The organism is Chryseobacterium sp. UYP7, assembly GCF_056279225.1.
In genome coordinates this window covers 847,505-865,856 of the sequence record NZ_JBWBQW010000001.1, presented here as the reverse complement: position 1 = coordinate 865,856, position 18,352 = coordinate 847,505, and the positions used below count along the sequence as shown (strand labels likewise).

Here is an 18,352-nt window from a genome sequence, read left to right as displayed (position 1 = left end):
TTAGTGAGATTTTAAGGTTTCGTAATATAATGTTCGGGAAAGAAAAGAGCCTTGCGGTAATTCTACTATCTGATCGTCCAGATTAATTTTTTCCGGATACTTTTCTTCTAAAGACTTGTGGTTAAAACTGAAAGTAGAAAGAAAGTCATAATTTCCTTTTCCGGCAGTAATATTATAGCGTGTAGCAACTGCACCCCAATTTATAAAACTGCAAACTAAGATTGTTCCATAAACGTACCAGGTCATGTGATTAAAAAGAAAGGCATTTGTTTTCTGTTTTTCAATTTTGTAAAAAGCAAGAATCAATCCAATAAGCGATAAAATAAGGAATGCATAAACGCCCAATCTTTTATAGGTTAAACCCAAATTATAAATATACTCTGAGTTTTTAGCAGCCGCAGACAGGATTAAAATTCCATTCATTACTAACCAGACTTTTGCCAGGATCTTCAGCATTTTTGCGTCTTTATCAAAATTAAAAGCGCCCTTAAAATAAAACATGATCACCAGAACCGCCATTATGATTGCTAAAATAACAGCATTCACACGTTCATGAGTTTCTATGGAAAGTTGATTGGGTGTTTTATGAATTTCTATAAACTGTTCATAATTAAAAGTAATAATAAACACAAGCAGTAAAAGATTTAGAGCGATAAGAGAAATCACACCGCTTTTGCGTTCTGCTGCGATATCCAGAAAAGAGTACGTCGGTTCCTGAGTTTTATCTTCATTCAGAAAATTATTTTTGAGGAGATGATTTTGAGTATAAATAAAATCGAACACTTTAAAATTCCAGAAATTGAAAGCGATAAAAAATCCGAGACATGCGATCATGATAAATTCCCACAAATCGAAATCGAATTTAAAATCGGTGAATAAACTGGAAAAATGCGTGCTTCCTGCGGAATAGACCAGGAAAAACACGACGATAAAAAAGGTCGGAATCAGCACTACAGAAATTACTTTTTGTAAAGATCCCGACGTATTTCTTTTTGGCAGCCATTCGTTAAACTTAAAGATGCGCGTAAAAAAAGTGAGGGAATTAATCGCGAAAACTGGAATAATGAGCAACGATTTTAGATCTTTATCTTTTGATTTTAAGACCAGTAAAAATAATGAAATGAATACTGCCATGAACGATACAAAATCTCCATACCAGGCAAAAGCTGCACTTGATAAAACAGAGGTCACAAAAAGGGTCAGGAGCGTTCGGTTTCGATTGTTCGGAGGTGTTTTGAAGAACGTAAGAACCGCGTAGGCAAGACCCAAAATCCCTAAGTTGAGTCCTAAATTTTCGCCGTAAAACAACGTAATAAAAAGCGCAGTTGTGAGAAGGATCAATTGATGTGTTTTCATAATAATTTTTTATTGATAATAAGATTAAAATAAATAATTCAAAGTACTTTGTTTTTCAAAGTTAATTTATAAAAAAATAGAGGTTTATTTTCCAAGCAATTTTTCGAGTGCGGTTAAGTGTTGAGAAAAAGCGTCTCTGCCCAGGTTTGTTACGCGATAAGAAGTTTTAGGTCTTTTGCCTACAAACTCTTTTTTCACTTCAATATAACTTTGTTTTTCCAGTGCGCTGCTGTGACTGGCTAAATTACCATCGGTGATCTCCAGAACATTTTTCATTTCGGTAAAATCAACCCAGTCGTTTACCATCAGAACAGACATAATGCCCAGTCTGACGCGACTCTCAAATTCTTTGTTAAGTTGATTAATGTTGATCATTCTATTTAAAAACTAATTTTTATCTGGAAAATATTGCGTTCCAATTGCACCCCCTTTTATATTCTAAATCCCGATTAAAGTTCAATAGTATAAATATTTAAAGTGTTTAAGGAAAATCCAAGATACTCCGGAAGTATTTAAAAAATTATTATCGCAGTTATTTGTATTTCTTATACATCACTATTCCGTAAACGATATGCAGGATCCCGAAACCTATCGCCCAGAAAACCAAGCCCCATCCAAGAAAAAAGAAAGATAATAATCCCAGAATAATTTCAAAATATCCAAGGTATTTTACATCGGTCAATGTATATTTCTCCGCGTTTACAAGAGCTAAACCGTAAAAAATTAAAGTTGCCGGCGCGACAAGAACGTATAGATGATGGTAAAGCAATCCTAAACAAAAGAGACCGCCCGTAAATAAAGGAACAGCAAAGTTAAAAAGCAAACGTTTGGTCGTTTGATCCCAGATCTTCTGATTTTTTTCTTTCGTCTTTCTGGACGTGAAAAAATATCCCGAGATAATCGCCAGCACAAGAATAATAGCGCCGATCAAAACCAATTCCTTTACCAGACTTTCGGAAAAAATATTTCTGTTTCCCTCAAAATAGTCGATTCCTTCTCGCTGAAAAACGAAATAAACATAAATCGCTCCAACCAAAGCCACTAAACCGGCAAAAACACCGGAAAGTCCACTTAGGGAAATAAACCTGGAACTTCTTTCCATCATCGAACGGATGTGGGACAGATCTTCATGATAATTTTTTGACTCCATATAAAAGTACTTTGAATTGCAAAGTTAAATAATTATTTGAAATTCCAACATTTTATTTTGTGTTTGGAAGATAATGTTTGAAATAAACTATATTTATGCAGATCATAGTTTCTTTAAAGTTCGGAAAAGTAAACTTCGCACATTCGTCCAAAATCTATAAATAAGCGTTCCCATGAATACCAAATACATCTTACTGTTTATAATTTGTTTGCCCTTATCAATTAGCAAGGCTCAAGATCTTACTTCTTACGTGAATCCTTTTGTAGGGACAAAAAATATGGGACACACTTTTCCGGGAGCTACAACACCTTTTGGAATGGTGCAACTTTCTCCGGAAACCAATCAGGAAGCTTACCTGGTGGACGGCAAATACAATCCTGCTACTTATAAGTACTGTTCCGGCTATCAATTTGAAGACCACACTATTTTTGGATTTTCCCACACGCATTTCAGCGGAACCGGACATTCTGATCTGGGAGATTTTTTGGTCATGCCCACGGTTGGTAAATTAAATCTGGAGCCCGGAAAAGCAAACGAACCCAAAAGTGGGTATCATTCTCAATTTTCTAAAAATACAGAAAAGGCAAGTCCGGGATTTTACGAAGTTTTTCTGGATGACTATAAAGTTAAAGCCGAGCTTACCGCAACAGAACGAGTTGGCTTTCATAAATACACCTTTCCAAAATCAAGTGATTCGCATATTATTTTGGATCTAATGTCGAATATTTATAATTACGACTCAAAAAATGTCTGGACTTTTGTGAGGGTTGAAAACAACCAAACCGTTGTTGGCTATCGGGAAACGACAGGATGGGCAAGAACGAGAAAAGTTTATTTTGCCATGAAATTTTCAAAACCATTTAAAAGTTATGGGAGAAAACGCTACGAAAAAGTAGAATACAACGGCTTTTACCGTAAGTTTAATGAAAATGAAAACTTTCCCGAATTTGCGGGGAGACAAATTCGCGCCTATTTTGATTTTGATACAAAGGAAAATGAATCTATTCTTATAAAGTTTGCACTATCTGGAGTTTCCACTGCCGGAGCTTTAAAAAATTTAGAAGCCGAAATTCCTGGCTGGGATTTTAATAAAATAAAAAAAGAAGCTTCGGATAAATGGCAGAAAGAACTCTCCAAAATAGAAGTTGAAACTTTAACAGAGAAAGACAAAACCACTTTCTACACTGCAATGTATCACACGATGATGTCGCCGGTTTTGTATCAGGATGTTGATGGGAAGTATTTAGATATCGATCAAAATATTCACGAGGCAAAAGATTTTACGAATTACACGATCTTCTCTCTTTGGGATACGTACCGCGCCTTACATCCGCTTTATAATATTATTCAGCCGAAGAGGAATAACGATTTCATCAAGTCGATGCTTTCGCATTCTAAGTATAGCGTTCACAAAGCTTTACCGATCTGGAGCCATTATGCGAATGAAAACTGGTGTATGATCGGTTATCACGCGGTATCGGTTCTGGCAGATGCTGTTGCAAAAAAAACGACCGATGCCGATTTGAAATCAATGTTAGATGCGAGTATCTCTTCCTCCAACTTAAAATATTACGATGGCATCGAAGATTATTTAAAATACGGGTATGTTCCGGAAGATAAAAGTGATGCCTCCGTTTCGAAAACTTTAGAATATGCTTACGATGATTGGTGTATCGCGCAGATCGCTAAAAAGAATGGCGATGCGAAAACTGAAGCTGAATATTTAAAACGAAGTGAAAGCTATAAAAAAGTCTACAATCCAAAATCCGGTTTTATGCATCCGAAATTAGCAGACGGAACTTTTAAAAAAGAATTTGATCCCATGGATACTCACGGCCAGGGTTTTATTGAAGGTAACGCTTTCAATTATGGATTATACGTTCCCCAGAATGTTCCGGAAATGATCAAAATGATGGGCGGCAAAAGCAAATTTTCTAATCATTTAGATGACATTTTTACTACCGAAATTGCAGAAAAGTACATTGAGAAAAACGAAGATATCACGCGCGACGGAATCATTGGGAATTATGTGCATGGCAACGAGCCCGGTCATCATATTCCGTATCTTTACAATTACACGAATGATGCCTGGAAAACACAGGAACGTGTAAGAAATATTATGGACAAAATGTATTCTTCCGGGGTTGATGGACTTTGCGGAAACGATGATGCGGGACAAATGAGCGCCTGGTATATTTTTTCAGCGTTAGGGTTTTATCCCGTTTTGCCGGGTTCCGATGAATACCAATTTGGTTCTCCCCTCGTAAAATCAGCGAAAATCAATTTAGAAAATGGAAAAACCATCACCATCAAAGCTGAAAACCAGTCGGAGAAAAACATCTATGTTTCTAAAATTATAGTGAATGGGATAGAAGTGAAGAATCATATCCTGAAACATTCAGATATTGCAAATGGGGGCGAAATTATCTTTCAGATGAGCGCTAAACATCAATAAAAAAATGTTTGTAAGTCATTCGATCCTTAGAATTTTGGGCTGTACTTTAAAATAATTATCTTTGATCAGAAATTAAAAAAATGCTGAATAACCTGCGACATAAAATGGAAAAACAATGGTTTGGTGTACTCACGAGAATGGGTGCTAAACTGGGAATTCCGGTGTCTAAACTTCGGGTGTTTTTTATCTACTCTACTTTTGCGACGGCGGGCGTTTTCTTTCTCATTTATCTGGGATTGGCCTTTACTCTTTGGATCAAAGACATGTTTATTACGCGGCGCCCAAGTGTTTTTGATCTGTGATAGCAACTGAAAATTTTTTCTAATTATTATTTTTAACGGCGTGGAATTTGTTTTCTGCCTCAAAGCAAATTCAATTTATTTCTATGGAATATTTACAGATAACCTCTTTTGAAGATTTTCGTGCGGTAGAGATTTTTAAATCCTATTGTGAGACTTTTCCCGAAGATGAACGACGCAGCGAAAAGCAGTTTCGCAGCTTATTCACGAATCCGAAAGTGAAAGTTTTTTCTGTATTAAAGGAGTTGAAAAATATTGGATATCTCGTTTCCTGGGAACTCACGAATTTTGTTTTTATAGAACATTTCGAGATTTTCTCGGAGTTTCGAAGTTTAAAATATGGCTCCGAAATTATAGGAGATCTTTTCAAAAATTATTCTCATATTGTTTTAGAAGTGGAACAGGAAAATCATGGGGAAGATGCCAAAAGACGAATTGCCTTCTATGAAAGAAACGGCTTTATCGTGATCGACGAAAATTATGTTCAGCCTTGCTACGAAGCCGGAAAGAACGAATTAAACCTTCTGCTTTTTGCTAACTGGAAACATGAAAACATTCAATTGATCAAAGAAGAGATTTACGATGTAGTTTATTGTGCGAGATGATTTCAGGTTTTCTCTAATGTTATAAATTTATCTCCGCAGTCAGAAAATTTGGTATAATAATTCATTGCATTTCCAGAATTTTGAATTCTAATTTTTTGACCATCCAATATTCCCTGAATTCCAACCGGTAAAACATCGTGAAGTTCTGATGCTTCATTATTTTCATCTAAAGCTCCTTCATCTTCTGCCCATTCTATTCCCTCAAATGTCACATAAACTGATTGTTCCTCTAAACTTCGGTAAAATGTTAATGACCCGCTGAGCTTTCTTTCGGCAGTTTTAATTTCGTAATAATAGTCAGCGTTTTTTTTAGAGATTTTCAAACTGAAATCACAAGCTGTTTCCTCTGAATTTTTATAAATACCTTCTAAATCCTTTGGGACTTCTGGAATGGCTTTATGAGTTTGAATTAATTTTACGGTCAGTATTTTCCCGGTTTTGAGATCTCGCCAGATTCCGTTGATTTGGTTGTCGCTTATCCTTGCTCTAATGAGCGCCGTTTTATTTCCTCTTGCATTAAGTTCAAAAATTTGCAAATCGTCATCTGTAATTGTTCCGACCAATTCGATATTCAAACCGATTTTTTGGTAGAAATAGGAACCATTTATTTCACCATTCTTATTGGACAGTTGAAAAACAACATCCAAATCTTTCCCGATTGCGCCAATATAGGCTTTACTAAAATTTTCGTTGGAAGAATGCACTTCTCTTGGAAAGGCTTGATTACTTTCTCCTTCTAATTTACTGACGGTAGGAGCTGGCTTAAAGGAAAGGAAAAGTAAAATTACTACAAGACTGAATAAATTTTTCATTATTTTAATTCTACGGACCATTTAAGATGGTTTTATTTAAGAAATCCTTTACTTTTCAGCATCAAATTTATTTTCCTAAAAGAGTAGCGTGCGTTTCCAGTTTCTCGATTACTTTTGATGTTCCCTGATCCGAAGAAATACCGTAACCATTCACCAAAGTTCCTTTCAGATTATTTTTAACAGAAGAAATAACATAGAGGATCGCCTGGTCATCGGGATCAGAAATTCCCTCAAAACGATATACTTTATCGATATGAAAATCATCCGGAGATAATTTTACATTCACCTGGTGGCAAACAATACATTCTTCCTGAATATTAAAATCGTGGATATATCCAACTTTGATCAGGGCATTTATCGTTTCAGACAATGTTCCGAAACTTTCTTGTAAAAGATCTTCACTCATTTTTTTAAGGCATTTAGTTGTTGAGAAATTTAAGAATCGGCGATTGAGAGTTAATCGTGAACAAGATCAATTTTTGTTCAGAACAGCAATTAATTCACCTCATATTCTAACTTAATTGTAATACTTGCTTCTTTATCTTTGGAGGATGTATTGAAGGTACCGCCGTAGGAATATTCTTCTGTTGAATTAGGTGCGGTGATTTGAGTTATTCCCATGGTCGCTTTTTTTAAATTCCCAAGTTTTGCCCCTGCATTTTCAGCAATTTTTTCAGCGCGTTGTTTAGCGTCCTTAGTTGCATCGGCAATCATTTGATGTTTCACATCGGCAAGTTTGGTGTAGAAATAATTGGGTGGCGACGAAGTAAACTCGATTCCTAAGTTGATAATCTCTGTGATATTACGGGAAAGATTCTCAACTTTCGCCACATCTTTACTGTCGATAGACACGGTTTGAGAAAGTTGATAACCACCAAAAGTCTGGGTGCTTCTGCCATTCGCATCGGTGCCATAATTAATTTGTTTCTGAATATCGACGGCAGAAAAAACCATTTGATCTTTCGGAATTCCTTTAGACGTCAAATAATTTTCAATCACCTTTTTGTCGTTGGCGAGATCGTCATACGCAGCTTTTAGTTCGAAACTGTTGCGCGAAAAATTACCGCTCCAGGCGATAAGATCCGAAGTAAATTTATTGGTGCCTAAACCAGTGACTGAAATGGTGTTTTCAGCTTTATTTCTATTTTTTATGGCGCTTCCTAAAAGTGCAAGTCCAATAACAAAACCGAGCGCGGCAATCGCAATAGCGATGATATTTCTATTCATGTGTGGTATTATTTATTTTTCAGAAGGGAAAAATATTACTTTAAAGGTAGTGATAAATTACCGTGATCTTAGTGATGCTTCCACTTAGTTTTTAATCAGATAAATATCAGCGACTTAATTACAATCGTAAGACTTAAATGGAAAATTACCGGTTAAGAAATTGAGGCAAAGTTTCTTCCAGAGAAAAAAGCACTTTGGAGAGATTTCTGGCTTTTACAGACTGCGTAATATCGGGTTTCGCACCCATCGAAAACTGAAGAAAAGCAGCTATTTTTTCCTGTGGAATTCCCATTCTAATAAAATAATCATCTGAGACTCTGTCTCTGACCCAATGTATGTTTTCCTGAAGATCATCATACCGGTATTCTGCTTTCATCCGCCTTGCGTCACCGCTAATTAAATCATAAATAGCTTGCGGTTGTATGCTCAAACTTAACAACGACCGTATGACCTCTTTTTTAAATTCTGCCGGTTTTTCCCGCGGTTTTTCAGGTGGTCCCGGAACGCCCACTGCACTTTCTACCTGCGCAACACGATCAACCTTGGTCAAATTGTAGGAGTCGGTGTTTAAGTCGCCTGTTAATCTGAGCTTCGAAACTTGTACTTCTTCAATCTCTGCGGCAGTTCTGACGAGAGAAATTGCCACAGAATAACTGAAATCTGCATTTTGTACCATTTTTGAACTTCGGTCGAAACCTTGCCGGATAAATCTCAGTTCCTGATTTGGAGAAGTTTCTATGGCGAATTGTCCGTTAATATCGGTGTACGCTTTTTTCTCGGTTTGCATATTGAAAATTAGTACTGCCGAAAGCGGATTCTGATCTTCGTCGGTTACGACACCGAAAACAGTTTGTGAAAAAATTGAAGTTGAAATGAGTAAGAAGCAAAGAAAAAAATGTAATCTCATTATATTTTTTTCTTGATTAATGGTAAGTTTTTAGGTAAATTCTTTCGAAAATCTTCTATTCTTTTATAACTTTCGTTGACAAATCTGAACATATCATAATCACTACAGATACCTCGATAAAGAATACTTTTTCTCTCAAAATTTCTAAAAATATAATATATAAAAGGTTGTATTTCTGTACTCGTAAGATTTAATTCATCGATGAAAAATGCTTTATCAATATTGGTTAGAAGTGCATCCATAAAATCTACGTCATCCCATTTATTTTTGGTTGTTCCAAGGGTAAACCCGACACCAAAAGGTTGTAAGAACTCTCCAGATTTAACATTCATAACTTCTGCAGAAGATTTTGATCGAATATAACCTGCGGTTTCTGATTTTATTTTTGCAACAGTACTATTATCGCCATATCTCTTACTGTCATTTTTTAAATTCTCACTGAGTCGTTGACGGATTTCTACTTCTTCAATTTCTGCGACCATTCTGACGAGAGAAATTTGCACAGAATTGCTGAAATCTGCGTTTTGTACCATTTTGGAACTTCGGTCGAAACCTTGCCGGATAAATCTCAGTTCCTGATTTAGAGAAGTTTCTATGGCGAATTGTCCGTTAATATCGGTGTACGCTTTTTTCTCGGTTTGCATATTGAAAATTAGTACTGCCGCAAGCGGATTCTGATCTTCGTCGGTTACGACACCGGAAACTACCTGGGAAAAGGCAGTTGCAGAAAGCAATAAAAATACGAATACAAGAACTCGAAACATTAAGAACCTATTTTATGGGTTTTGATATATTCGTGGTACGCCATCATCATATCTGATTTGATTGAAGAAACATCAAAAGATTTACGGTATTTCTTGGCTAAAGAATAGGTATCATCTGCATAAATGAGAAACCGGTCGATCTCCTCTTCGTCCCAACCGTGAGCGGTGTAGAAACTTAGATCCAAAGTATTTTTTATGCGTTTGAAAAAAGCCAGTGTTTCGGCATAATTTGCAGTTGTTGGCGCAGTATTATTCGCTTTACTTAATAATCCGGATAAGGCTGAGGCGATTCCCATAACATTCAGTTGGCCAGCATTGTAATTTGGGGAAAATGCAGACGGTGTCGTAAGCGTGGGATAAACTTCGGTAAGTGGTGACCGCATATAAGAAGTCATTTTTGAATTTAAAGCCATAACTCTTTTTGGCGGATCCAGATTTTTAATGTCTCTTTTTAAATTCCCGGTGGGTTGAAAAGCAAGCTGTACTTCTGGAATTAAATAAGGAGATTTTAAAAGCGAAATATTAAGTGGCTTGGAATAAGTACCAGAATTGATCTTGACAGAATTTCTGTCGTACCCACTTTTCACAAAGCGCAACTCATCGAAAGATCTGGCAGCGATCATGTAATTCCCATGTTTATCGGTGAGGGTTTTTTCGTCGGTTCTTAGGTTGAGAATGGTGACTTCTTGTAAATCATTCCCAAATTCGGAAGAGACTTTACCGAAAATATATTCCTGCGAAAATGCAGAAACTGAAAGGAGAAAAAAGGAGAGAAAGAGTAGTTTTGTTTTCATACAGAAATATTTACGTAAAAGTAATTTTATAAAACATTTGTTTAAGGTTTTAGACAATACTGTCTTGAATTTTAACCGTCTTTAAGGGGTTTTATGATTTTTTTTGAATTTGGAATTTTGTTTTTTGTTAAGATTTTTAATGTTTGCGGGTTCGCTGGTTAATTGTTGGATAGATTTTTTTGTCTCAATTAAGGGACAAAAATCTTTGATATGCAATTTTTTGGGAAGGTACAAAGAGCTTTCACTCAGCAAAGCACAGATTTATATGCGGGAATTATTTTTCAGGAGCAACTATTTCGAGGTTAATTCGGAAAGGAAACAGCTGAACTTTTTAAAATATATTTTTGCAAGAGCGAAATTTTGCGTAAGGGATTGCAGTGGAAATCCCCGCCGCGGCGGGATTGCAACGGAAAGCCCGACCTGAATGAGGTGAATTTGCGCGAGCGAAGCGAGCGCAAATTAACCGAATGAAGGTTACGCCCAAATGAATTTTATTTCTGAAAAATATTTGTTTATCTTTGTGGCCTTACAAAACATGGGGTTGACTGGTTTCGACAGCAAGATCGATGGGTAAGTAAGCATGCAGAGAACCGTAGCGCGATCTCTTTAATCCCTTGCTGCAAACTTTTAACTGGCAACCAAGAGTTCGCTCTTGCAGCTTAATCCGAATAAAGTAGGATTCAAGCGCTCTCCCGAAGATAGTAAGGAGGCAAGATGTCTCGCAAATGCTCCGTTCTGCGGCGTTTGATTTAGAGGCATAGCAATGCAGAAATAAGTCTCGGAAGACTTCGGTTCGGGATCGAAAACTAAAGAAGTTAAGTTGTAAATTGGGTGTCTGTGCTCTGTTTACCGTCGAAAATTAATTGCAGAATAAGCATGTAGAAGTCTTATGTGTTGCTTGTTTGGACGAGGGTTCGAATCCCTCCAACTCCACTTAAAACCCTGTAAATTTATTATTTACAGGGTTTTTTATTTTATTGTTGATTTAATCTGCTCGTACGACAATATCTTGAATTTTTAAAAATTTCTGAAAACAGTAAGAGTTATTGCTAATTCGAAAAAGAATTTGATAACAGCTGAATTCTTTATTTTCATGGTATAATTACCAATAGTAATTTCCTTGCGAGTTCAACTTATAAATTCTCAGAAAAAAGGGTGATTTCACTCTTTCTTTGTGTACCTCCTTTTTATACTTTTGTCTCGTCATTAAAACACATTTATTGAAAAGAAACGAGAAACCGATTTAACAGATCGGTTTTTTGTTGTCTAAAGTTGAAGGTGATGCCTTTTAAATTTAGCTTTGTTGGAAAGAATGCAATTTAGAAAACAATCTTAAATAAGAATTGCTCTCACAAATTTTGTAAAAAAATATCAATTATCTTCGACATGCAATATTTTGCAACTTTCCAGTAATTCATATTCCCGTTCCGATTGAGCAAATTTTCCGAGCACTTTTCCACATTTGCTCTAATTAAAGTCAGATACATCGTTTTCTTATTTAATTTGAGTCGAATTATCGTTGTTGAAATTAATCATTATGAGTCTACGATTTTACTACTCTCAATAATAGAGATAAGAATAATGAAGCGGCAGTTTTCTACGATTGAGAAACAATAACATCTAAAATTGCAGAGCCTTTTAATGGTAGCGCAGAAGGAATTCCAGCGATAAAAATGGAATGGGAATTGATAACAAATCTTTTAAGTTTTTCGAAATCGGTGTAAATTATTATAGAAAGTATTTCAAAAAGTAAATATTAAATTCTATAATTTTTTATTTACTACAGAAATCGATTCCACGAAACGCAGATGCAATTATTAAAATGACCGATCATTTAAATGTTGATAATTATTGAATCAAACTCTATTTTTCACCTCAAAAAAACCATCAAAATAGATGAATCTTCCTGCTGATCATTCACACACGTTTTTATTTTCGGTCTTTCAAGTTTTACCGCAAGTAAAAATCAGCATAGTTATTCCCGTTAAAGATGAGGAAGAACATATCACAGATACGCTTACGGCATTTTCGATGCAGGTTGATTCTTTCGGATCTACTTTTAATTTTGATCAATTTGAAATTTTGATTTTAGCCAATAATTGTTCAGATCGTTCTGTAGCATATATTAAAGATTTTCAAAAGCGATTTCCAAAGGTTCATATTTATTTGGAAGAAGTACAATTACCACCACATCAGGCAAATATTGGATACGTTCGAAGGTTATTGAAGGAAGCTGCATATAAAAGACTTTCTCAAAATGGTGGCGGTATTATTATGACGACAGATGGTGACACGCAAGTTGCAAAAGATTGGGTCGCTCAAACTCAATTAGAAATAAGAGCCGGTGCTGATGCTGTAGGTGGAAGAATTCTGCTTTTACCCGAAGAAGTTAAGGGCTTAGATCACTTTACGTCTACAATTCATTTCAAAAACGAAAAATATCTACTGCTGGTGGCGGATCTGGAAGCGAAAATCATTCAAAATCCTTTCGATCCTTCGCCAACACATCATCAACATTTTAATGGAAGTTTTGCAATTACGACAGAATGCTATGCAAAATCAGGAGGTGTTCCCGATGTCTGCTATCTGGAGGATTGCGCTTTTTTTGAACGTCTTCAACACATAGACGCCAAAGTTCGGCACAGCAATAAAGTTGTTGTACATACTTCTGCGAGATATGTTGGCCGAACAGAAATCGGACTATCCTATCAACTCAACGCCTGGAAAAATTTAGGTGAGGTGGGAGATGATATTCTTGTTGAATCCTGCGCCTCTATTTATAAAAGACTCACTATCAAGAGAAAATTGAAAGATTTATGGAATAAGCGCAAAGATTCAGATTTAAATATCTACGAAAAGATTAAACGAATTGTACCGGAATTTAATATTAATGATGGTGTTTATGAATCTTTTAAGACATCACCATATTTCGGAGAATGGTATTCACACATCATCGAAATGCAGGGAAGAAACTGGATGGAAAAATTTCCTGATGCTCCCATTGATAAAGCGATAATGGATCTACAAACTGCAATTGCGGATTACTCTTCTTCTCCTTTTTCCCACACATCAATTCTATAATTCTCGGCTCTGCTGCTGAAAATATTTACTATTTTTCCTTTCATATATTGCGCAAAACTATAGTGAACCTCGTCGCCGGTTTGAGGGTAATCGTGAACTACAGGCAACCAATGAACCAAAACCACATTCGCTTTAGGTCGTAAATTAGTTAATAGTTTCGCCATCGCCAGTTCCCAGTCTGCAGAAGATAAATAATACGCAACCTCGGATATTATGATAAGATCAAAAGTATCATCCGGAAGTTCTTCCGGAAAGGTATTACGTTTAAACGAGACGTTAGTCGAATTTTTGCAACGGTCGGCAGCTTGATCCAAAGCCTTTTGTGAAACATCGGTTGCGAGCAAATGCGTGCATCGTGGCGCTAAAAGTTGCGTAAGAACTCCAATTGAACAGCCGATTTCTAAAACATTTTCGTATAAACTTCGGGGTAACGCCGCCAAAGTCGCAGCATATTTCCCTGCCTCATATTCGCTGGTTTCAAAATTCCAGGGATCATCATTAGCCTCGTAAACTCTTTTGAAATATTCAGAATTTAAAGATTGTTTATCTTCCATTATTTTGAGATAAAAAAGATTTCGTAGGGAACTTTAAATTGAGTCAGCATATCTTCGGAAAGTTTAAAACCTTCCGGGTCATCGTTGACTAAATCGGTAGTTTGAGACTTGTGCGCGTCAATTGCATGTTGCTTTTGATGTAGAACACTTTCAATATCTAGTCGAAAAGGCATAACCTCATTGTCAATCGGCAAATCTTCGTCTTCTCCTAATTCCTGAAGCCAGATCGGATATTCATAAACTTTAGCATTTTGCGTATTTGCAGCATTTATGAGTTGGAAAGCCGCACGGTGATCGGGATGTGGATCTCTTCGCCAAGGCACAAAAATGCTTTGTGGCTTGATTACCTTCAGCATTTTAGCGATGTTTTTTAAGGCTTCCTCAAAATTTTCGCTGGTCTCATCAGGCACGCTGCGATCTTTGTACCGACAAAAAATAATATGATGTGCAGGAACTCCCAAGAGTGCGGCAGCTTCTATCAGTTCATTTTCACGCAGCTCTCGCAACTTTTCTGCTGGATATTTCTTGCTGTTTGGATGTGATAAAGTTCCATCACTCAACAATAAGATATAAACGGTTTGCCCATATTTACGCAAAAGTGAAATAACACCGCCGCAGCCTAAACTTTCATCATCGGCATGCGGAGCAACAATTAGCGTTGTACCAAATCCCGTAACGCATTGCTCGGGAGCCAGAGGAATATTTTCTATATCAGTTAAATTCAATTTTTTAATTTTTTATTTAGAGTTGGTGATTCCCATAATTCACTGGCGGGAATATCAGTTTGTAAAACATATCTTCCAACATCAGCTAAAGCGGCATCTGGCGCAGGCTGGCGAAGATAAGTATTAAGATCGCGAATGATCCTTTCAAAATGATAAGGCTTATTGAGACCGCGAGCTCCGATGCATTTTTGACAAAGAGCCATAACTTCAGTACAAATTTGCTCAATTGCAGTGCGCATCATATTCGAAAAGGCCAAAAAACGCTCGCTATTTTCGGTTGTAGAATTCAGCATATAAAGATCCAGTTGTTTTGCTGCTCCATGCAGCCATTGATTGCCTGATTCTACAGCGATTGACATTTGTCCGAGACGTATTTTTTGATATGGATCTTCTGTTCTTCCTAAATTTCGCAAGTAATTCCGGGTTTCATCTAACAACATTTCTGCTGCACCTAACTGCACGGCTGCAAATCGTATCGATCCGCCACTAAAGCCGGGTTGTTGATAATAGGCGCCAGGACTTCCAACCAAATTATCCTCAGAAATAGGGGTTTGGTCAAAGTTTATTTTATAGCTTCTGCTGGACCGCATTCCCATTGGGTGCCACCAACTTTTATCATTTGTCGTTTTTACTTCATCAAGTGGAACAATGCACATTTGCCAGGAACCATTTGGCAGCGAAGCGGTAACTACAGGCCGAGAAACATAATCTGTTCCGGTAGCAAAAGTTTTTGATCCGTTTAAGTGGTATAAACCCTCTTTCGTGCGGGATAAAAAAGTTCCGTCATCAGCTTGGGTGTTCCAAACGCCGAAAAGTTTTCCTTCAAACGCATCTGTAGCAAACCGTTGCTTTTGCTCTTTGGTTCCGAACTGTTCAATTAAAATTTGGGCATTAATGTGTCCTTCTAAAACTCTGCCCATTACTAAATTTCCGCTGCCAACGCTTTTTAATATGGTAAGAAGTGCTACGTTAGTACCCGATTCCAATCCTAAATTCAGGCCTCCATATTTCGTGGAAACACTGCAGGTTAGCAATCCGGCTTTACTAATTTTTTCCAGCGTCTTTACTGGAAAGGAATCAAAAGCATCGTTTTCTGCAGCGTCATCTAAAGAATTTTCACCAATATTTTTTGCAGCGATGATTACATCTGCAATGTTGTGCTTCCGAAGTTTTGGAACGTTTGATTTCAATTGTAAAAAGTTAATTGTTCTTTAAATAAAATTACAAATTTTGAAATGATATTGTCGATAAATCTAAATTGAATTTTACGCCAACCAGTCAAATGAGTAGACTGATTCGAAATTCATAAAGAAACTTAGATATTTATCTTAGAATTTGAATTTCGACGCGATCATTTTTAGTTCCATAAAAGGGGGAAAATATTAATTTTTCAAAACTTTTGTGTGCGATCTTCTGTAAAAATATTCAGCAATAAAACAGAAAATAATCATTCCACCTGCCGTAAATATCCCGATTTTATTATCTTCAAATTGTTCGATAATCAGTGAAATTACTGCGATAATACACAAAATAAAACCGATCAGTGGAACTGTTTTATTTCCTTTGATGTTTTCAGCCAGTTTAAAAGCCACATAATTAACCACTCCAAAAATGAGGATAAAAGCGATACTTCCGGCGGTAGAAATGGTTTCAATTTTTAAAATGTTTGTCAGGATCAATGTGCAGTTTGCTGTAATAAGTAAGCCAATGGGTTTATTCCAAAACTGATGCAGGAAGTTTTTCGGAAGTTCCCCGTCTTCTGCGATCTCATAATTTACTCTGCTGCCACCTAAAAGTGAGGCATTAATAGCTGAAAAAGTAGAGATAAGCGCGGTGATCGTGATAATCACAAATCCGGTTTCTCCGAGCATTGGTTTTGCTGCCTCCGCTAAAACATAATCTTTCGCCGTTGAAATTTCTTTAAATGGGAGCGTGCCAACAGTAATTATAGCGATTAATACATAGAGAACCATCACAAAACCCACTGCAATATAATAAGCTCTTGGTATATTCTTCTCTGGATTTCTAATATCGGGAGCTGCATTTGCGATTAATTCGAAACCTTCGTAGGCTACAAAAATCACCATTCCACCTGCAAATAATTTAATAGGATTTTCCCAGTTTTCAAAATTAAGCTGCGAAAAATTTTCATTTCGTACTAAAGCATAAGCACCCAATCCGACAAATGCCAGAAGAATAATCAATTTAATAACAACGGCATAAGATTCTACTTTTCCCACGATTGCGATGCTGTAATAATTGATGCCTGTCGCCAATAAAATGATCGCCGATGCATAAATATGAAAATTCAATCTTCCTTCCGGAAAAATTTTAAAAAGATTAGGCGCGTAAGATCCGAAAGCTGAGGCATAGAGCGACAGCATAATAATATAACTCAGCCATAATAAATTATTAACTGAGCCGGAAAATACATTTTTGCCAAAACCTTTGTTCACAAATTTCACGGTTCCACCTCTGTCCGGAAAGGCGGTAGAGAGTTTCACATAACTGTAAGAAGTTAGTAGCGCCAAAATCCCAGCAAACAGAAATGCAACCGGCGTTCCACCTTTGGCCAGAGAAACGGCTAAACCTAAAACTGCGAAAATTCCGCCACCGACCATGCCACCAATGCCAATGGAAACTGCTTCCAATAAACTTATTTTCTTAGAATCATTCGACATTTTTTAGTTTATACTTTACAATTTAAGAGAATAAATTTAAATTACAGAAATGGAATCAAGAAGAATATGCATTATTACGATTATAGAAAATATGTTTTGGAAGCGATCTAAAGATGAATGAGGTAAATACTTAATTGAAGTCATTATGTATTAATTTAATGTTTAGCGACTATCAATTTCATCATCCTTTTACATTTTCGTGTAGGTCTTCCGGTAAAATCGAGTGTTCATTTATATAATTTTCGAATTTATAGACGCTTAGAACTCCGGACTGTTCATAATAAGCATGTTCAACTTCGGAGAGATATCGGATTCCTTGCTGTCTTAAAAGCATATAGACTTCATTTTCATCAATATCATCAGCAGTGAAATTTTCTTTTAAAAGCTTTCCATTTTCTACCAGTTTCATAACCGATGGATCTGTGACTTTTCTTACCGTTTCGTATTTTATCCCAATGTAAACGTATAATTTTTGAAATGCAGCGATCAGTGTAATCACAGTTATTGCAACAGAAAGAGGAATTGTGGGATACAGCATTGCATCGCCAACCGCACTGCCCATGGCAACAATCAATAAAACATCTGCACTACCCAAACCACCCACGACGCGTTTACCGATCCACCTAATAATAAGGATCGTGTACGCCATAATAATAACCACTCTTAAAATGATTTCTAAATAGAGATGAAAAGTAAAATCTCCGAATAAAATTTTCCAGAGGTCAAATGTATATTCACTGGCTTCGATCATGGTATTATTTTTAGGTTGTTATTTCGTTTAACTATTTGAACTTTGAAATTTCTGGGAAAAAATGCACTACTGCATCATTAACCGGAGCTTTACTTTAAGACTTTTCCTTTCAGGAACTAGCAAATAAAAAAAGATATCATTTGCCGTACCAAACTTTTTAAAAACACAAAATTGAGGGAAAAAAGTGCAGC

18 protein-coding genes and 1 other RNA gene are annotated in these 18,352 nt (G+C 36.4%); 5 read left to right on the top strand and 14 right to left on the bottom strand.

The genetic code is table 11. The annotated features are described in order from the left end of the window. From ACZ9HT_RS04080 to ACZ9HT_RS04070, 3 genes are all read right to left on the bottom strand, one after another. The gene (locus tag ACZ9HT_RS04080; RefSeq protein WP_476039167.1) at window positions 1-1,356 is read right to left on the bottom strand and encodes a DUF4153 domain-containing protein; all 1,356 of its coding nucleotides are present in this window, start codon (window positions 1,354-1,356) and stop codon (window positions 1-3) included. Window positions 1,357-1,440: 84 nt separating this feature from the next. Continuing rightward, window positions 1,441-1,731 (bottom strand): winged helix-turn-helix domain-containing protein, encoded by a 291-nt coding sequence (locus ACZ9HT_RS04075; RefSeq protein WP_476039166.1) that lies wholly within the window; start codon window positions 1,729-1,731, stop codon window positions 1,441-1,443. Window positions 1,732-1,888: 157 nt separating this feature from the next. Further along, a complete protein-coding gene (locus tag ACZ9HT_RS04070) occupies window positions 1,889-2,506 on the bottom strand; it encodes a hypothetical protein (protein ID WP_476039165.1) in 618 nt (205 codons plus the stop codon). Between the two features lie 172 nt (window positions 2,507-2,678). Between ACZ9HT_RS04070 and ACZ9HT_RS04065 the strand changes: the two genes are divergently transcribed. The 3 genes from ACZ9HT_RS04065 to ACZ9HT_RS04055 all read left to right on the top strand — a co-directional run bounded on the left by ACZ9HT_RS04065 (window position 2,679) and on the right by ACZ9HT_RS04055 (window position 5,865). After that, complete coding sequence (locus ACZ9HT_RS04065) at window positions 2,679-4,961, top strand: GH92 family glycosyl hydrolase (protein WP_476039164.1); 2,283 nt, start codon at window positions 2,679-2,681, stop codon at window positions 4,959-4,961. Between the two features lie 80 nt (window positions 4,962-5,041). Then, a complete protein-coding gene (locus tag ACZ9HT_RS04060; protein WP_476039163.1) occupies window positions 5,042-5,263 on the top strand; it encodes a PspC family transcriptional regulator in 222 nt (73 codons plus the stop codon). Window positions 5,264-5,346: 83 nt separating this feature from the next. Continuing rightward, complete coding sequence (locus tag ACZ9HT_RS04055; RefSeq protein ID WP_476039162.1) at window positions 5,347-5,865, top strand: GNAT family protein; 519 nt, start codon at window positions 5,347-5,349, stop codon at window positions 5,863-5,865. A 2-nt stretch (window positions 5,866-5,867) separates the two neighbouring features. On the opposite strand, the gene ACZ9HT_RS04050 is transcribed toward ACZ9HT_RS04055, so the two are convergent. The 6 genes from ACZ9HT_RS04050 to ACZ9HT_RS04025 all read right to left on the bottom strand — a co-directional run bounded on the left by ACZ9HT_RS04050 (window position 5,868) and on the right by ACZ9HT_RS04025 (window position 10,369). Then, entirely contained in the window at window positions 5,868-6,677 is an 810-nt protein-coding gene (locus ACZ9HT_RS04050) for a hypothetical protein (protein WP_476039161.1), read from the bottom strand. Between the two features lie 67 nt (window positions 6,678-6,744). Further along, window positions 6,745-7,083, bottom strand: coding sequence for a phosphoribosylpyrophosphate synthetase (locus ACZ9HT_RS04045; protein WP_476039160.1), 339 nt, complete (start codon window positions 7,081-7,083; stop codon window positions 6,745-6,747). 89 nt (window positions 7,084-7,172) lie between these two features. Beyond that, entirely contained in the window at window positions 7,173-7,904 is a 732-nt protein-coding gene (locus tag ACZ9HT_RS04040; RefSeq protein WP_476039159.1) for an SIMPL domain-containing protein, read from the bottom strand. Between the two features lie 145 nt (window positions 7,905-8,049). Beyond that, the gene (locus tag ACZ9HT_RS04035) at window positions 8,050-8,811 is read right to left on the bottom strand and encodes a carboxypeptidase-like regulatory domain-containing protein (RefSeq protein WP_476039158.1); all 762 of its coding nucleotides are present in this window, start codon (window positions 8,809-8,811) and stop codon (window positions 8,050-8,052) included. Then, window positions 8,811-9,575 carry a carboxypeptidase-like regulatory domain-containing protein gene (locus tag ACZ9HT_RS04030; RefSeq protein ID WP_476039157.1) on the bottom strand — a complete coding sequence of 255 codons (765 nt, stop codon included), beginning with the start codon at window positions 9,573-9,575 and terminating at the stop codon, window positions 8,811-8,813. The genes ACZ9HT_RS04035 and ACZ9HT_RS04030 overlap by 1 nt, the downstream gene beginning before the upstream one ends. Beyond that, window positions 9,575-10,369, bottom strand: coding sequence for a hypothetical protein (locus ACZ9HT_RS04025; RefSeq protein WP_476039156.1), 795 nt, complete (start codon window positions 10,367-10,369; stop codon window positions 9,575-9,577). The genes ACZ9HT_RS04030 and ACZ9HT_RS04025 overlap by 1 nt, the downstream gene beginning before the upstream one ends. A gap of 537 nt (window positions 10,370-10,906) precedes the next feature. On the opposite strand from ACZ9HT_RS04025, the gene ssrA reads away from it, so the two are divergent. Together ssrA and ACZ9HT_RS04015 are read left to right on the top strand one after the other, a co-directional pair. After that, window positions 10,907-11,305, top strand: a transfer-messenger RNA (tmRNA) gene (gene ssrA, locus ACZ9HT_RS04020). 960 nt (window positions 11,306-12,265) lie between these two features. Further along, on the top strand, window positions 12,266-13,450 hold the full coding sequence (locus ACZ9HT_RS04015; protein ID WP_476039155.1) for a glycosyltransferase family 2 protein: 1,185 nt from the start codon (window positions 12,266-12,268) through the stop codon (window positions 13,448-13,450). On the opposite strand, the gene ACZ9HT_RS04010 is transcribed toward ACZ9HT_RS04015, so the two are convergent. The 5 genes from ACZ9HT_RS04010 to ACZ9HT_RS03990 form a co-directional block, all read right to left on the bottom strand. Beyond that, window positions 13,411-14,004 carry a class I SAM-dependent DNA methyltransferase gene (locus ACZ9HT_RS04010; protein WP_476039154.1) on the bottom strand — a complete coding sequence of 198 codons (594 nt, stop codon included), beginning with the start codon at window positions 14,002-14,004 and terminating at the stop codon, window positions 13,411-13,413. The genes ACZ9HT_RS04015 and ACZ9HT_RS04010 overlap by 40 nt on opposite strands. Further along, the gene (locus tag ACZ9HT_RS04005; RefSeq protein WP_476039153.1) at window positions 14,004-14,729 is read right to left on the bottom strand and encodes a PIG-L deacetylase family protein; all 726 of its coding nucleotides are present in this window, start codon (window positions 14,727-14,729) and stop codon (window positions 14,004-14,006) included. The genes ACZ9HT_RS04010 and ACZ9HT_RS04005 overlap by 1 nt, the downstream gene beginning before the upstream one ends. Continuing rightward, on the bottom strand, window positions 14,726-15,919 hold the full coding sequence (locus ACZ9HT_RS04000) for an acyl-CoA dehydrogenase family protein (RefSeq protein ID WP_476039152.1): 1,194 nt from the start codon (window positions 15,917-15,919) through the stop codon (window positions 14,726-14,728). Before ACZ9HT_RS04000 ends, ACZ9HT_RS04005 begins: the two co-directional genes overlap by 4 nt. Window positions 15,920-16,111: 192 nt before the next feature. Next, window positions 16,112-17,410, bottom strand: coding sequence for an APC family permease (locus ACZ9HT_RS03995; protein WP_476039151.1), 1,299 nt, complete (start codon window positions 17,408-17,410; stop codon window positions 16,112-16,114). A gap of 181 nt (window positions 17,411-17,591) precedes the next feature. Then, a complete protein-coding gene (locus tag ACZ9HT_RS03990) occupies window positions 17,592-18,161 on the bottom strand; it encodes a DUF421 domain-containing protein (RefSeq protein ID WP_476039150.1) in 570 nt (189 codons plus the stop codon). Window positions 18,162-18,352: the final 191 nt, after the last annotated feature.

Excerpts from the sequence above, each read along its gene's own strand:
- ACZ9HT_RS04080 (WP_476039167.1), bottom strand. The coding sequence starts at position 1,356 with ATGAAAACACATCAATTGATCCTTCTCACAACTGCGCTTTTTATTACG.
- ACZ9HT_RS04075 (WP_476039166.1), bottom strand. The coding sequence starts at position 1,731 with ATGATCAACATTAATCAACTTAACAAAGAATTTGAGAGTCGCGTCAGA.
- ACZ9HT_RS04070 (WP_476039165.1), bottom strand. The coding sequence starts at position 2,506 with ATGGAGTCAAAAAATTATCATGAAGATCTGTCCCACATCCGTTCGATG.
- ACZ9HT_RS04065 (WP_476039164.1), top strand. The coding sequence starts at position 2,679 with ATGAATACCAAATACATCTTACTGTTTATAATTTGTTTGCCCTTATCA.
- ACZ9HT_RS04060 (WP_476039163.1), top strand. The coding sequence starts at position 5,042 with ATGCTGAATAACCTGCGACATAAAATGGAAAAACAATGGTTTGGTGTA.
- ACZ9HT_RS04055 (WP_476039162.1), top strand. The coding sequence starts at position 5,347 with ATGGAATATTTACAGATAACCTCTTTTGAAGATTTTCGTGCGGTAGAG.
- ACZ9HT_RS04050 (WP_476039161.1), bottom strand. The coding sequence starts at position 6,677 with ATGAAAAATTTATTCAGTCTTGTAGTAATTTTACTTTTCCTTTCCTTT.
- ACZ9HT_RS04045 (WP_476039160.1), bottom strand. The coding sequence starts at position 7,083 with ATGAGTGAAGATCTTTTACAAGAAAGTTTCGGAACATTGTCTGAAACG.
- ACZ9HT_RS04040 (WP_476039159.1), bottom strand. The coding sequence starts at position 7,904 with ATGAATAGAAATATCATCGCTATTGCGATTGCCGCGCTCGGTTTTGTT.
- ACZ9HT_RS04035 (WP_476039158.1), bottom strand. The coding sequence starts at position 8,811 with ATGAGATTACATTTTTTTCTTTGCTTCTTACTCATTTCAACTTCAATT.
- ACZ9HT_RS04030 (WP_476039157.1), bottom strand. The coding sequence starts at position 9,575 with ATGTTTCGAGTTCTTGTATTCGTATTTTTATTGCTTTCTGCAACTGCC.
- ACZ9HT_RS04025 (WP_476039156.1), bottom strand. The coding sequence starts at position 10,369 with ATGAAAACAAAACTACTCTTTCTCTCCTTTTTTCTCCTTTCAGTTTCT.
- ACZ9HT_RS04015 (WP_476039155.1), top strand. The coding sequence starts at position 12,266 with ATGAATCTTCCTGCTGATCATTCACACACGTTTTTATTTTCGGTCTTT.
- ACZ9HT_RS04010 (WP_476039154.1), bottom strand. The coding sequence starts at position 14,004 with ATGGAAGATAAACAATCTTTAAATTCTGAATATTTCAAAAGAGTTTAC.
- ACZ9HT_RS03995 (WP_476039151.1), bottom strand. The coding sequence starts at position 17,410 with ATGTCGAATGATTCTAAGAAAATAAGTTTATTGGAAGCAGTTTCCATT.
- ACZ9HT_RS03990 (WP_476039150.1), bottom strand. The coding sequence starts at position 18,161 with ATGATCGAAGCCAGTGAATATACATTTGACCTCTGGAAAATTTTATTC.